14 protein-coding genes are annotated in these 13,900 nt (G+C 62.7%); 4 read left to right on the plus strand and 10 right to left on the minus strand.

The features are described 5' to 3' along the window. Positions 1–78: 78 nt before the first annotated feature. Both GEV39_RS12575 and GEV39_RS12580 read left to right on the plus strand, forming a co-directional pair. Positions 79–639, plus strand: a complete 561-nt coding sequence (locus GEV39_RS12575; protein ID WP_173889395.1) for a PQQ-dependent catabolism-associated CXXCW motif protein — start codon at positions 79–81, stop codon at positions 637–639. A gap of 58 nt (positions 640–697) precedes the next feature. Next, the gene (locus GEV39_RS12580; protein WP_173889397.1) at positions 698–1,363 is read left to right on the plus strand and encodes a response regulator transcription factor; all 666 of its coding nucleotides are present in this window, start codon (positions 698–700) and stop codon (positions 1,361–1,363) included. Positions 1,364–1,412: 49 nt separating this feature from the next. Here GEV39_RS12580 and GEV39_RS12585 read toward each other — a convergent pair whose 3' ends face one another. The 9 genes from GEV39_RS12585 to pstS form a co-directional block, all read right to left on the minus strand. Further along, positions 1,413–3,308: a PAS domain-containing hybrid sensor histidine kinase/response regulator gene (locus GEV39_RS12585; protein ID WP_173889399.1), complete on the minus strand. Its 1,896-nt coding sequence runs from the start codon at positions 3,306–3,308 to the stop codon at positions 1,413–1,415. Next, positions 3,277–4,440 carry a nitric oxide-sensing protein NosP gene (nosP, locus tag GEV39_RS12590; RefSeq protein WP_173889401.1) on the minus strand — a complete coding sequence of 388 codons (1,164 nt, stop codon included), beginning with the start codon at positions 4,438–4,440 and terminating at the stop codon, positions 3,277–3,279. Before nosP ends, GEV39_RS12585 begins: the two co-directional genes overlap by 32 nt. 138 nt (positions 4,441–4,578) lie before the next feature. Further along, entirely contained in the window at positions 4,579–5,766 is a 1,188-nt protein-coding gene (locus tag GEV39_RS12595; RefSeq protein WP_173889403.1) for a porin, read from the minus strand. Positions 5,767–6,186: 420 nt separating this feature from the next. After that, the gene (locus GEV39_RS12600) at positions 6,187–6,786 is read right to left on the minus strand and encodes an HAD family hydrolase (protein WP_173889405.1); all 600 of its coding nucleotides are present in this window, start codon (positions 6,784–6,786) and stop codon (positions 6,187–6,189) included. Next, a complete protein-coding gene (locus tag GEV39_RS12605) occupies positions 6,786–7,484 on the minus strand; it encodes a Fic family protein (RefSeq protein ID WP_173889407.1) in 699 nt (232 codons plus the stop codon). The genes GEV39_RS12600 and GEV39_RS12605 overlap by 1 nt, the downstream gene beginning before the upstream one ends. A gap of 91 nt (positions 7,485–7,575) precedes the next feature. Then, positions 7,576–8,337, minus strand: a complete 762-nt coding sequence (gene pstB, locus GEV39_RS12610) for a phosphate ABC transporter ATP-binding protein PstB (protein WP_017148287.1) — start codon at positions 8,335–8,337, stop codon at positions 7,576–7,578. A 78-nt stretch (positions 8,338–8,415) separates the two neighbouring features. Then, positions 8,416–9,309 carry a phosphate ABC transporter permease PstA gene (pstA, locus tag GEV39_RS12615; protein WP_173889409.1) on the minus strand — a complete coding sequence of 298 codons (894 nt, stop codon included), beginning with the start codon at positions 9,307–9,309 and terminating at the stop codon, positions 8,416–8,418. Beyond that, positions 9,306–10,274, minus strand: a complete 969-nt coding sequence (gene pstC, locus GEV39_RS12620) for a phosphate ABC transporter permease subunit PstC (protein WP_173889411.1) — start codon at positions 10,272–10,274, stop codon at positions 9,306–9,308. Before pstC ends, pstA begins: the two co-directional genes overlap by 4 nt. Positions 10,275–10,343: 69 nt before the next feature. Beyond that, complete coding sequence (gene pstS, locus GEV39_RS12625; protein WP_009681759.1) at positions 10,344–11,375, minus strand: phosphate ABC transporter substrate-binding protein PstS; 1,032 nt, start codon at positions 11,373–11,375, stop codon at positions 10,344–10,346. A 340-nt stretch (positions 11,376–11,715) separates the two neighbouring features. Between pstS and GEV39_RS12630 the strand changes: the two genes are divergently transcribed. Further along, positions 11,716–12,096 carry a termination factor Rho gene (locus GEV39_RS12630; RefSeq protein ID WP_173889413.1) on the plus strand — a complete coding sequence of 127 codons (381 nt, stop codon included), beginning with the start codon at positions 11,716–11,718 and terminating at the stop codon, positions 12,094–12,096. A gap of 39 nt (positions 12,097–12,135) precedes the next feature. Here GEV39_RS12630 and GEV39_RS12635 read toward each other — a convergent pair whose 3' ends face one another. After that, complete coding sequence (locus GEV39_RS12635) at positions 12,136–12,369, minus strand: hypothetical protein (RefSeq protein ID WP_173889414.1); 234 nt, start codon at positions 12,367–12,369, stop codon at positions 12,136–12,138. A gap of 258 nt (positions 12,370–12,627) precedes the next feature. Here GEV39_RS12635 and GEV39_RS12640 point away from each other — a divergent pair, with 258 nt between their 5' ends. Continuing rightward, positions 12,628–13,854, plus strand: a complete 1,227-nt coding sequence (locus GEV39_RS12640) for an MFS transporter (protein WP_173891701.1) — start codon at positions 12,628–12,630, stop codon at positions 13,852–13,854. The last annotated feature ends 46 nt before the right edge of the window (positions 13,855–13,900 follow it).

The following is a 13,900-nucleotide window of genomic DNA, read 5'->3' on the forward strand; positions in this document are numbered from 1 at the left end:
GCATTTACTGTCTATCGTCGCATTCACAAAGCACCGCTACTGGCATGTAATGGGCTCATAACAAAAAGGAAGAACCCCATGCCACGTGCCCTGCCCCGGCTGCCACGCCCCTTGCTGGCGGCACTTTCACTGAGCCTGACGCTGGGCATTGCCCAGGCCGACACGGCGCCGCTGTTCTCTGCCGACGGTTACCGCATCACCCTTTACCGCAGCCCGACCCCGGCGCAGGTCGAGGGCGGCCAGGTGGTAGACACCGCCACATTGCAACGCCTGCTCAGCCAGCAGCCGCGGCCGGTACTGATCGACGTGTACCGCCGCCAGTGGCTGCAGGGCCGCTTCATCGAAGACGAGCCGCACGCCAACCTTCCCGGCAGCCTGTGGCTGGCCAACACCGGCGATGGCGAGCTGAGCCCGGCCTGGCAGGCGTACTTCGCGCAAAACCTGCAAAGCGCCACCGCCGGGCACCCCGACCAGCCTGTGGTGTTCTACTGCCGCGCCGATTGCTGGCTGAGCTGGAACGCGGTAAAACGCGCTAAAGCCCTGGGTTACCACAACCTGTACTGGTACCGCGACGGCATTGACGCGTGGCAGCAGGCCAACCTGCCGCTGCAGCCGGCGCAACCGGTGCCTTTGCCCTGATCTGTTCAACTGCCACTGCGTGCCCTGCTCCATCCAATAAAAACAAGGTGAAAAGGCCATGTACAAAATTCTGATTGCCGACGATCACCCCCTGTTTCGCGAAGCCATCCACAACGTCATCAGCGATGGGTTCCCAGGCAGCGAGGTCATGGAAACCGCCGACCTGGACAGCGCCCTGGCACTGACCCAGGCGCATGACGACCTCGACCTGATCCTGCTCGACCTGAACATGCCCGGCATGCACGGCCTCAACGGCCTGATCACCCTGCGCAACGAAGCACCGACCACGCCGGTGGTGATCGTGTCGGCCGAACAGGAGAAACAGATCGTGCTGCAGGCCATCACCTACGGCGCGGTGGGTTTCATTACCAAGTCCTCGCCGCGCTCACAGATGATCGAGGCGATCGAGCAGATCCTCAACGGTAATGTCTACCTGCCGCCCGACATCATCCGCGCGCAGAAAAGCAGCACCAGCCGGCGCCAGAACGATGCGCCGAGCTTCCCGCCGGAAATGCTCCAGGCCCTGACCCGCAAGCAGTTGCTGGTACTGGAACGCATGACCAAGGGGGAATCGAACAAGCAGATCGCCTACACCCTGGATATCGCCGAGACCACGGTCAAGGCGCATGTGTCGGCGATCTTGCGCAAGCTCAATGTGCACAACCGCGTACAGGCCATTCTCAGTGCGGGCGATATCGATTTCGCTGACTACCTGCGGCGCTGACCGCCTGCAGCTTCATGGGGGCCGCTTTGCGGCCCCAATAGCACAGGCCCTAGCCTTGGATGCCCAGCAAATGGCTCATCGCAGTCTTCAATTTCAACGGCCGCACCGGCTTGTGCATCAGGGTATGGCCCAGCTCACGTATCTGCTGCTTGAGGTCGTTGCTGTAATTGGCCGTGATCATCAGCGCCGGTAGCGGCTGGGTGCGGCGGGCATTGATCCGCGCCACCGCGTCGAGGCCGGTGCAGTCATTGTCCAGGTGGTAGTCGGCAATCAGCAGGTTGGCCTCGGCGTGGTAATTGTCCACCTGGCGCGCCAGGTCTTCCTCCGACAGCGCGGTGATCACCTTGCACCCCCAGCCTTCGAGCAGCGTGCGCATGCCGGCACAAATGGCCGCATCGTTGTCCAGCACCCAGACTTGCGCCCCACGCAGGCGTTCGAACATCGGTTCGCACACGGGCTGGCTTGGCTGGGCCTTGGGCGCAACGGTGCTCAACGGTACCTCGACGGCAAACACCGATCCCTTGCCAAGCCATGACCGCACGCGGATGCGATGGCCCAGGATACCGGCGATCTTCTCCACGATCGCCAGGCCCAGGCCCAGCCCGCGATCCTGCTCGGGGCGCTGCACATCACCGCGCCGGAACTCCTGGAACATTTCCTCCAGGTGTTCCTCGGCGATGCCGATGCCGCTGTCCCACACCTCGATCCGCAGGCCGCCACGCAGGCGCCGGCAACCCAGCACCACCCGCCCGCTGCGGGTGTAACGGATGGCATTGCTGAGCAGGTTGCGCAGAATGCGCGCCAACAGCTGGATATCACTGCGCACCACCGCCGAACACCCCACGAAATGCAGGGCCAGGCCCTCACTACGCGCGACCTGGGCATATTCGGCCGCCAGGTTGTCCATCAGCTCGCTGAGCGCGAAAGGCGCGATATCGGCCTTGATCACGCCCGCATCAAGTTTGGAGATGTCGACCAGAGTGCCCAGCAGGCTCTCCACATCCTCCAGCGAGTTGCTGACATTGCGGACCAACTGGGCACTGTGCTGCGGTTCGCGGCTTTCCAGCAACGCGCTGGTGAACAGCCGCGCCGCATTCAGCGGTTGCAGCAAATCATGGCTGACTGCAGCCAGAAACTTGGTTTTCGACAGGTTGGCCTGTTCGGCCTCGCGCTTGGCTTCGCGCAGCCGCGCTTCTGCCTGGCTGCGCTCTTCGATTTCCCGCAGCAACTGGTCGTTGAGGCTGGTCAGCTCCGCCGTGCGCTCACGCACCCGCTGCTCCAGGTGCTGATAGGCCTGGTGCAATGCCTGCGCGGTATTGCGCCGCTCGGTGATATCGCGGATCAACACGAAGATACCCACCACCTCGCCGCTGGCCAGGCGGTTGGGTACATAGGAGCGCAGCATGTAGCGCTCCTGCCCCTTGATGTTGGTTTCGGCAAACTCGAAGGTCACGCTCTCCCCCGCCAACGCCCGCGCCACATAGCTCTCAAGGCGCTGGTAATGCTGTTCGCTGTGCGCCTCGCGCAGGCTCTGCCCCAGCATCACGCCACGCGGCCAGCAGTACCATTCCTCATACACCTTGTTGGTGAATTCATAGACCAGGTCGGCATTGAGGTAGGCGATCAACGCCGGAACGTTGTCGGTAATCAGTCGAATCTGGTGCTGGTGCGCGGTCTCGGCCCGCTGCCGGGCCTCGCTGAGCAGGTGGTTCACCGCCTTCAGCTCGGCCATGGCCTGGCTCAGCGCATCGGTGCGCTCGCGGACCTGCTCGGCCAGCACCACCGAATGCTGGAATGCCGCGTACGGGTCGTTGCCGCGGGTAACCCCGGACTCGACACGTTCGATCAGCGCGCCATTGATGCGCTGCAGCTTGTGGTTCTGCTGCTGCAGCCGGGTCACCTCGGCCTGCAGGTCAGCGACCGACAGGAGGCCGGTTGCGGGCAATGGCGACGCCGGTGAAGGTCTGGTTGATATGCATGCCATTGAACTGTTCTCCGTAGGTGTTGAACCCGACCACCCGTTGCTCGCGCAGAAACGCCCCCACCGGTTCCAGGCTGTGTTGCCCCTCCAGTTCCAGACGCCGCAGGAAGCAGTCGCAACCAATGGTCAACAACAGCGGGCCCAGGCGCTGGTGCAGGCCGTCGAACAGCTGATGCAGGTTCGGCAGAAACGGCCCTGGGGTCATGGCCGTGAGCACGATGCCGTTCTCCACGGCACAGTAGAAACTCAGGCTCAAGTCACCGTGCACACGCTGGACGGCGCGCATGTAGTACTGGTCGTGAATGCGCACGGCCAACGGGTGCGCGGCGAATACCCGGTAATCGAGCGCCGCCACCGGCACACCGATAAGGCGGGCGTATTCCTCGGCAGCGGGTTCGGCATTCAACTCGAATACCCGGCGCTGGCCGCTGTCGGCGCCGGTGACCACCAGTTTTTCCTGGCGCGGCTGAATGTGATGGGTGGTGAACACTTCAAAGTCGAGCCAGGTGTTGACCAGCACCACCACCGCTGCGCCGCTGTGGAAGGCGCCGCCGTGGTAGACATGCGTGCGGTTGAGGTAGTTGTCGTCGCCGGCCGAACCGCCGAAGTGCGGGATGTCGCCCAACGCCGCGCTCAGGGCAGCGAGGACCATCTCCTCCCGGCTGGACAGCCCGTCGAGCAGGGTCAGGGCAAAGCTGTGGCCTTTGATCGGCGCCAACGAATTGCTGCGGCAGGTGCCGACCAGCCGCTCGACCATCTGTTGCGCATCGATGAGGCTGAAGTGCTCCATTTCGTCGATCAGCCCGGTGGCGATGGAAAAGTGCCGGTGATCGAAGCCCAGCGCGGTCACGCAGTTGCGGCCGTACCCCTGCGGGGTGATTTCGCCGGCACTGGTGCAGCCCACCAGGCGGATGCCGCCAAACCCCTGTTCCAACGCCTGGGCCAGTTCCTGCAGGTTGTATTCGGCGGAACAGAAAAACAGCACCAGGCCCAGGTGGGGGTGCAGGAGCTGTCGCGCCAGGTCCTGGGCGGCCAACCGGGCATCGGTGGCCTGGGACATGGCGCTGAGCACACCGTCGTTGAGGGCCTGTTGCATCAAAGTCTCCGGCGCTGGGCGGCTGAGGGTGCAGTGTACGAAGCCGGGTGCGTGGGGCGAATGCTACTTGGGTAGCGGGTGGGCGGGCCCAAGGGTGTAAATGCCAGCTTCACCCGCGCCTCCCTCGCCGCCCCGTGATTACCAGGTCAGCACTGCGCCCACAGCCAAGGTATCGGTGTCTTCGTTCTGCGCACTGCCCTCATGCCCATCGATGGAGAACTGGTTGTACTCGGCCACCAGCTTGAGGTTGTCGTTGACGTCATGGAACAATGCCACACCACGGGTCTTGTAGTCGGCACCGCTGCCCACCGCACCGTTGCCATCGTCCTTGGTCTTGCCATACGACAGCGCCACGCGGTTTTTGCCGAACCTGTAGGAGCCCTGCAACAGGTAGCCGTCGCTGTCCACATTACGCAACACCGGCTCGCCCGCGTTATTGGTGAAGAACGGGTTGATGCCTTTGGCCTGGAACCCCGAGCCGGTCAATGACCAGCCGCCCAGCTTCGCCTGCACCCCATAGCCAACCCCTTTGGAGGTGACGGACTTGACCGTCGAGTCGGTGTTGTCCGAGGTCTGGTAGCTACCGTTGACCCAGCTGTAGATCTGCGCCCCCGCCAGGTCGAACTGGTAGGTGATTTCGCTCTCGGTGCGTGGGTTTTCCTGGTAGGCCTTGCCGGTCGGGCTGCTGTCGTTGGTATCCACGGGGTCCATGATGCCCACCGCCACGCGCAGGCCGTCCATCACCGGCGTGCGGTAGGTGATCTGCGAGGTGGGGAACGGATAGGGGTAACCGCTGCCGATGTTGCCGAACGACACCCCGCCGCCATCTACCAAGCCCAGCGTGTCACTGACCTGGCCATAACCGGCCAGCAGCTCGTCCAGCAGGATGTTGGAGCGCGCGAACAGGCCAAAGTCCTTGCCGATCAGTACTTCGCCCCACTCAGGGTTGGCCACGGTGCCGTAGAACTGGCGCACGTCGATGGCGGTATCGGTGCCGTTGGTTTCGCTGTCGTTGATGGTGACCCAGAACGACGCCCGCGCGCCGAGTTTCAAGTCGTCTACCTGCTTGCCCATGTTGAACCCGATGTAGTTGGGCAAAAAGCCCATCTTCACCCGCGACTGGCGCCGGTCGAACTGCTCGCCCTCGCGGTCGACCTTGCTGTTGACATAGAAGGCGTTGATGTAGCCATCGGTGGAGAATGTCGTCTGGTCCTTGTCGTACAGCATGATCTCGGCCTCGGCGACACCGCTCAGGCCCAAGGCGGAAACACTGGCGAAGGCAGCAGCGAGAAAACGAGGCGGCAGGTGCTTTTTGTTGTTGTGCATGGCGCGCTCCAAACGGGGGACAGGATGTCGGAGGCGATTATCAGAAGCCGGCAGGCCACCCGGAACGCTGCTTTGGCGTGGGTTGGCGGGTGCTTTGGGGCGGAGGGTGTGGCGCGGTGATTTGGTCTTGGGACCTGCTGGGGTCGGGGTGGCAAGACTTAGGGTGTAGGCAGGCGTGGCAGGCGGGTATCAATACGCCTGAATGAACCGGGGCCTGGGGTCCCTGTGGGAGATTCTATGGTTTCTGGCAAGGGTAGCCGCAGCATCTTCAGCGCCTGTGAGATCGAGCGCCGCCCGCGCGGCGCTCGATCTCACAGGCGCTGCATATCTTCTGACAAACACCTGTCAGCCCTGATGCGGTCCCTGTGGGAGCTGGCTTGCCGGCGATGGGCTGCAGGGCAGCCCCAATTACACGACGGTTCAGGAAGCCAGTGCCTGCGAACGCGGGCACGCGGGCATCTCGTAGCGGTGTGGCTGCTGCCGGGCCAGGCGGGCCTGCACGTCCACCGCTGCGGCCCTGACCTTCTGCGCCCAGTGCTGGTCCTGCGGGCACACCACCACAACGCGGAAACCATGGTCCACGCCTTCCAGCCGCACGCCTTCGGAGTCATCCACATGCAGGTCGATATCGAACGCCGAAGGCAATTTTGACGGGGAATGCTCCAGGCCATTCTGGGCCAATATGTGCTGGTGGCGGTCACTGTTGACCACCCCGTCGACATGAATGCCGTACAGCAGCAACCAACGGCGGATGTACGCTGGGGTGCGCCCGGACGAGGTATAGATCCAGATGCTGCAGCCCTGGCGGCGCAGGTCGCGAATCAGCTCGCGGGTACCGCTGCGCAGGGGCTCACCGAGCCAACGGTGGACGAAGCCCGGCAACCTGCTGTGCTCGGCGGCCGCGTGCTCAGGCTGGCAGGCCAGGGTGTCGTCGATATCGAACGAAATGCGCACCTGGCCACGCTTGAGCTTGCGCTCGATGGCCTGCCGCCCGCGCTCTATCAGGGTGAACGGTTGCATCAGCGCCCTCCCGCGCAAACAGGCACCGGGGTGGCGCCCAGGAAGAACTTGCCGGGCGCAGGCGCCTTGGCTTCGAGGAACGCGGCGTACTTTTTCTTGATCTTGGGCAGTTCGTACAAAGCCTTGACACCGTGTTTGGCGGAATTACGTATGACCGAGGACGGGTTGAAGTAGCCCTCGGCGTTGTCCAGCGACAGCACGAATGGCGGCAGCCCGGCTCGCATCAGCAGGTAACTGACAATGAGCGAGCCGGTGCGGTTGTTACCTTCGATGAACAGCTGTGGCTTGCTGAGGATACGTACATACACACCGGCTGCCCGCTTCCAGATCGAATCGCTGCGGTAGGCGCAATACCAGTTGTGCAAGTCCTTGATGCCACCTTCCACATTGTTGAAAAAATGCGCTTCGGTTGCGGCCAGGTGCGCCGCGAACTCCTCGCGCCGGGCCGGGTCACGGCCGCACAGCACCGTGGCGTTGATTTCCAGCATCAGGTTCAGCTGTTGCAGGTCGAACAGGTCTATTCCGCGAGCGACATAGTCGTCAATCAGCGCGTAGCCTTCAACCACATTCAGCAGCACCTCGTCGGTGAACGGGTCCCGCGGTTCGGTAAAATGTTGGCTCAGCTCGGCAAAATGGCCCTGCACCTCGCGCAGTGCGCGCTCTACCGCAGACAGATCTAATCGACGCATCGGTTGCATTGGAAATCCTGGGTAACACTTTAACCAAAGGTTGTGCGGGCACTGCCGCAACCTCCCTGGTTGCAGCACCGCCCCCTTGTGCAGCGATGGGTCAGCTGAACTTGCCGCTGATGTAATCACTGGTCAGTTGTTCACGTGGGTTCTGGAAGATCTGCGCGGTCGGCCCCATCTCGACCAGGTAGCCGGTACGGGTACCCTGCGAGATATCGACCGAGAAGAACGCCGTGGTGTCGGCAACGCGAATCGCCTGCTGCATGTTGTGGGTCACCAGGGCGATGGTGTAGTCCTTCTTCAGCTCGACCATCAGCTCTTCCACGCGGCGGGTGGCAATGGGGTCAAGTGCCGAGCACGGCTCGTCCAGCAGCAGCACTTCCGGCTCGGTGGCAATGGCCCGAGCGATACACAGGCGCTGCTGCTGGCCGCCGGACAACGACAGGCCGCTGACCTTGAGCTTGTCCTTCACTTCGTCCCACAGCGCCGCGCCTTGCAGGGCGTGTTTCACGCGGTCGCCCAGGTCGCCCTTGTAGCGGTTCAGGCGCAGGCCAAAGGCAACGTTGTCGAAAATGCTCATGGAAAACGGATTGGGCTGCTGAAACACCATGCCGATGTAGCGGCGCACCACTACCGGGTCTACGCCCTTGCCATACACATCCTGGCCCAGGAAGTGCACGTGGCCCTCGAAGCGGAAGCCTTTCACCAGGTCGTTCATGCGGTTCAGGCTACGCAGCACGGTACTCTTGCCGCAGCCGGACGGGCCGATGAAGCCGGTAATCTCGTTCTTGCGGATCGGCACATGGCTGTCGCGCACGGCCATGAAGTTGCCGTAGAAGATCTTGTCCAGCTTGCAGTCCATGACGATGGGTGTGGCTTCGCTGGCCACGGGAGCGGCACGTTGTGCGGTGGATACGTTCAAGATGGATGCTCCCTGTTCTCAATACTTGGGCTTGCCGAATACACGGCTAAGGATGTTAATGACCAGCACGATCATGACCAGCACCAGCGAGGCCGCCCAGGCGAGCTCCAGCTGGTTGTCGAACGGCATGCCAGAGAAGTTGTAGATCAGCACCGCCAGCGAGGCAGTGGGGTTCATCACTGCCAGGTCACCGTTGTGGTAGATCCAGTAGTTGCTGAACAGCGCGGTGAACAGCAATGGCGCGGTTTCACCTGCGGCGCGGGCCACGGCCAGCATCACGCCGGTGAGAATGGCCGGCAAGCCGGTGGGCAGCACGATCTTGCAGATGACCTGGGCACGGGTGCAGCCCATGCCGTAGGCAGCGTCCTTCATGATCTTGGGTACCATCTTCATCGCCTCTTCGGCGGTCAGTACCACAATCGGCAGCATCAGCACCGCCAGTGCTACCCCGCCTGCCGGTGCCGAATAGGTGCCGGTAGTCATTACCACCAGAGCGTAGGCAAACACACCGGCCAGGATCGATGGCAGGCCGGTGAGCATCTTGGCGGCAAACCTTGCAGTGTTGGCCAGCTTGCTGTCCGGGCCCAGCTCGGCAAGGAACACCGCGGCCAGGATACCCACCGGTACCGCGATGGCGGCAGCGATGCCGACCATGACGAAGGTACCGGCCATGGCGTTGCCGAAGCCGCCGCCCATCTCGAACCCCGTCGGCGGCAGTTCGGTAAACACTTCCAGGTTCAGGCGGGCGCCGCCGCGGGTGATCAGCATGTACAGCACGGAAATCAGCGGCACACTGGCCAGCAACGCGGCCAACCAGGCCAGGATGGTCAATACCAGGCTGCGCAGGGCGCGGCCTTCGAGCCGGCGCTGCAAGCTGGGCAACGCGGCGGCAGGGGTTGTCAGGTTGGTCATTGTTTATTCCCCCGCTGGGCGTAGAGCATGATCATCGAGCCAAGCACGTTCACCAGCAGGGTGATGAACATCAGTACCAGTGCCGCATACATCAGCACTTCGATCTCGTTCGGGCCGGCTTCCGGGAAGTTCAGCGCCAGCAGCGCCGCCAAGGTATTGGCCGGGGCGAACAAGGACACGGAAATGGTGTTGGCATTGCCCACCAGCATGGCCAGCGCCATGGTTTCGCCCAGTGCCCGGCCAAGGCCCAGCACCAGCGAGCCAAAGATACCGGTGGCCGCAGAAGGCACCATCACTTTCAGGATGGCCTCCCAGTGCGTGGTGCCCATGCCGTAGGCGGCCTGCTTGGTTTTCATCGGCACGCTGGTCAGCGCGTCTTGCGAAACGGCAGCAATGGTCGGCAGGATCATGATCGCCAGAACCAGTGCGGCCGGCAGCAGGCCGGGCCCGCTGAGGGAGGTGCCAAAAAACGGGATCCAGCCCAGCTCGCTGTTCAACCAGGTGGTCAGGGGGCGAATGGCCGGGATGACCACATAGATGCCCCAGAGGCCATAGACCACGCTGGGGATGGCGGCGAGCAGCTCGACGATGGTGCGGAACACCGCGGCAAGCCTGGCCGGAAGGAAATCCTGGGTGAGGAAAATGGCCATGCTGACGCCGAAGAAACCGGCAATCAACAGGGCGATGAACGCGCTGTAGAGCGTACCCCAGATCGCCGGCAGAATACCGTACTTGCCTTGGTTTACATCCCAGACAGTGCCCAGGAGCACGTCGAAACCGTGCTTTTCAATGCCGGGCAGTGCCTTGCGGCCCACTTCGTAGACCAGCGCGAAAACCAGCGCCAGTACCAGCACCACCCCGATACGGGCAAGCGCACGGAAGGTGCGGTCGACCAGAAAGTCTTTCGTAGACGGCGGCTGGCACGCGGAATCGGGATTATCCGGTATGGCAAAAGGTGTGTTCATGGCGTATTCCGGGACAAGGGACAAACACCCCCGGCATGGCTTCATGCCGCTGCCGGGAGCGCCTGGGTGTTACTGGATGTTTGCAGACGCTTTGCGCACCTGGTCGACAACCGATGGCGGCAGCGGGATGTAGCCCATGGAGTCGGCAATCTTCTGGCCCTGGGTCAGGCCGTACTCGACCATCTCACGCATGGCCTTGGCCTTTGCCGGGTTGCCGTTGTCCTTGCGGAAGATCATCCAGGTATAGGAGGTGATCGGGTAGGACTTGGCGCCTTCCGGGTCGGGCAGGTTGGCGACCAGGTTTTCCGGCAGTTTCACCGCTGCCAGGGCCTCGGCACCGCTTTCGGCATTCGGCACCACGTACTGGCCAGCCTTGTTTTCCAGGGCAGCGAAGTCCACCTTGGCCAGCTTGGCGAAGCCGTACTCGATGTAGCCAATGGCACCTGGGGTCTGGCGAACGGTAGCGGTCACCCCGTCGTTCTTCGGCGATTTGATGAACTTGTCGGTCGCTGGCCAGTTGACCGTGTTGCCCTCACCCAAGGTGCTCTTGAAGTCGGCGTTGATGGCCGACAGGTGCTTGGTGAATACGGCGTTGGTGCCACTGGAGTCGGCACGTACCACTACGGTGATGGGCAGGTCAGGCAGCTTCATCTGTGGGTTGGCAGCGGCAATTTTCGGGTCGTTCCACTGTGTGATCTTGCCGAGGAAGATGTTCGAGTACACATCGCGCGGCAACTTCAGGCCCTTGGGGTTGCCGGGCAGGTTGTAAGCCAGGACGATTTCGCCGGCGGTCATCGGCAGCAACTGGACGCCTTCGGCAACCTTGGCGATGTCGGCCTCGCTCATGGCCGAGTCGCTGGCGGCGAAGTCGACGGTCTTGTTCAGGAAGTCCTGAACGCCCGCGCCACTCCCCTTGGACTGGTAATCAACGGTAACGCCCGCTGTGTTCTTGCTGAAATCTTTGAACCAGGTCAGGTAGATCGGTGCCGGGAAGCTGGCGCCGGAACCGGTCAGGCGTACGTTTTCAGCAGCAAATGCAGCAGAAGTGGCGCAAAGCGAAACGGCAACGGCGAGTGCAGCAGACTTCATCAGGCGAATCATCGAAAAGCGCTCCTTGTGATGGCCGGCACACTTTGCATCAGCTGTGTTACAGCTTTGTGACCATTGAAAGGCAGGCCGTTCGTTGATCCCGATTCGGACAGGTGTATGCCACAAGGTATGCAGCGCCTGTGCGATCGAGCGCAGCTCGCGATGCGCCGCGCGGGCGGCGCTCGATCTCACAGGCGCTAAAAATGCTGCGGCTACCCTTGCCCGAAACCAGAGAATCTCCCACAGGGGCGGTTGTCGTCGATGCACGGCCGCGCTGCCGCTCGTCCAGTGACCGGCACTCTCTGGCGGGGAGCGTCTCAACCGTTCAGGTATAACTGCAGGAGTGAACACCATGCCACGCGGCGACAAAGGCAAGTACACCGAAAAACAGAAGCGCAAGGCCGAGCACATCGAGCACGGCTACGAGGATAAAGGCCTGCCCAAAGAGGAAGCCGAAGCGCGCGCCTGGGCCACGGTCAACAAGCAATCCGGCGGCGGTGAAAAGCAAGGCGGTTCGGGGAGCAGCACCTCTGCCAGCGAGAAGAAAACCGCCCGCGCCGATTCGGCCAGGCGGGCAGCACACACCCGCCAGGGGCAGGCGCGTTCATCTGGCAGCTCGCTGGAAAGCCAGACAAAGGAAAGCCTGCTGAAGGAAGCCCGTGGCAAAGCGATAAAAGGCCGCTCCAGGATGACCAAGGCCGAACTGGTCGCAGCCCTGCGCAAGCACGGCTGATTGCCCCCTCACCGCTTGGTGAGGGCCAGCCGTACGTGATCAAACCATGCCGGCGATCTCCGCAGCGTCGGCATCCGGGCAGCGGTTGCGGCAGTCACACTCGAATTCCGCCTGGGCTCGGGTGCCAAAGTTCAAGCTCAAACGCACCTTGTCTTGCGTATCGTAGAGGTCGTAACCCTCGCCCAATGCAGTCGGAAAACCAAGCCGCCGAGGCTGAAACTCTTTCTTCAGCGGCACTGCGGGAACCACAACGAAGCGTGTTTGCATGATCATCCCTCTGCGGCCGTGGTTTAGTATTAGTACCGCTATGTGAAAGCATCAAGACGACTCATGCAATATTTTGGGTCGGCGGTCTGCATGCCAACGCGTCATTCGCCAGCAACCGCTCTGCGCCCAGCGTTTCATCGATGGCGCTAATGTTCACTATCACGCCGTTCGCCTGTCGGCCGCCCACACCCATCCCTATAATCCCCGGCCAATCCCCCCTCCCGCGCCTGCTACAGGCGTCATCCCTCCTTGGAATTCACCACCATGCCAAGTGCCAGCCAGGCCCCACGGGGCCGTCCTGAACATAATCAACAGAGCGTGACCCAGCAGTGGCTGGCGATCCTCTCGGTCGCCATTGGCGCCTTCGCCCTGGTCACCAGCGAATTTCTGCCAGTGGGCGTTCTCAACGATGTCGCCAGCGACCTGGGTATCAGTGCAGGCTTCGCCGGCCTGATGGTCACCCTGCCCGGCATCATGGCCGCGCTGGCCGCCCCGGCCATTTCCGTGGGCGTTGGCGCGCTGGACCGGCGCTACCTCCTGATCGGCCTGACGCTGATCATGATCATCGCCAACGGCATCGTCGCCTATGCGGGCGACTTCAGCCTGCTACTGGTCGGCCGGGTACTGTTGGGTGTCAGCATCGGCGGCTTCTGGGCCACGGCCATCGCCCTCAGCGGGCGCCTGGCACCTGAGGGCGTCGGCGTGGCCAAGGCCAACTCGATCATCATGGCCGGGGTGACCCTGGCGACGGTGGTGGGCGTGCCGGTAGGCACCTGGCTGAGTGGCCTACTGGGTTGGCGAATGACCTTCCTGGTGACTGCATTGGTGGGCGTGCCCGTGCTCTTGGCGCAGGTGTTGCTGCTGCCGCGGCTGTTGCCCGAAAAAGCCATTGCCGTGCGCGACCTGCCGGCGCTGTTCATCAACCCGCAAGCGCGCGTTGGCCTGATCGCCGTGCTGTTGATTGGCCTGGCGCACTTTGCCGCCTACACCTATGTAGCGCCGTTCTTCAAACAGAACGCCGGCTTCGACGGCCCGACCATCGGCTCATTGTTGCTGCTGTATGGCGTGGCCGGGTTCATGGGCAATATCTTCGCCGGCTTCGCAGCCAACCGCAGTGTGCGCCATTCGCTGATGCTGATGGCACTGCTGATCGCCGCCAGCACAGCGCTGTTTCCGTACTTCGCCACCGGCCTGACCGGCGCGGCGATGCTGATTGCGCTATGGGGGTTTGCCTTCGGCGCGTTCCCGGCCTGCGCCAATATCTGGATGTTCGTGGTCGCACCCAAAGATGTCGAGCGGGGCATGCCGCTGTTCGTTGCCTTGTTCCAGGTGATCATTGCCGTGGGCTCGTTCTTTGGCGGGCAAGTGGTGGACCATATGGGCACTGCGGTGCTCTTGAGCCTGGCCACGGCGCTAGTGGGCTGTGGCTTCGTCACCGTTCTGGTGCTGGGGCGCAACGTCAGTAACGGCTTGGCCGAGCAACCTGCGTAAATGGCCGAGCGGGGTTGGCGGCCCTTGCCCCCCGCATCGGCAAGTT

The organism is Pseudomonas sp. NY5710, assembly GCF_013305665.1.
In the GTDB taxonomy this organism is placed as follows: Bacteria; Pseudomonadota; Gammaproteobacteria; order Pseudomonadales; family Pseudomonadaceae; genus Aquipseudomonas; species Aquipseudomonas juntendi.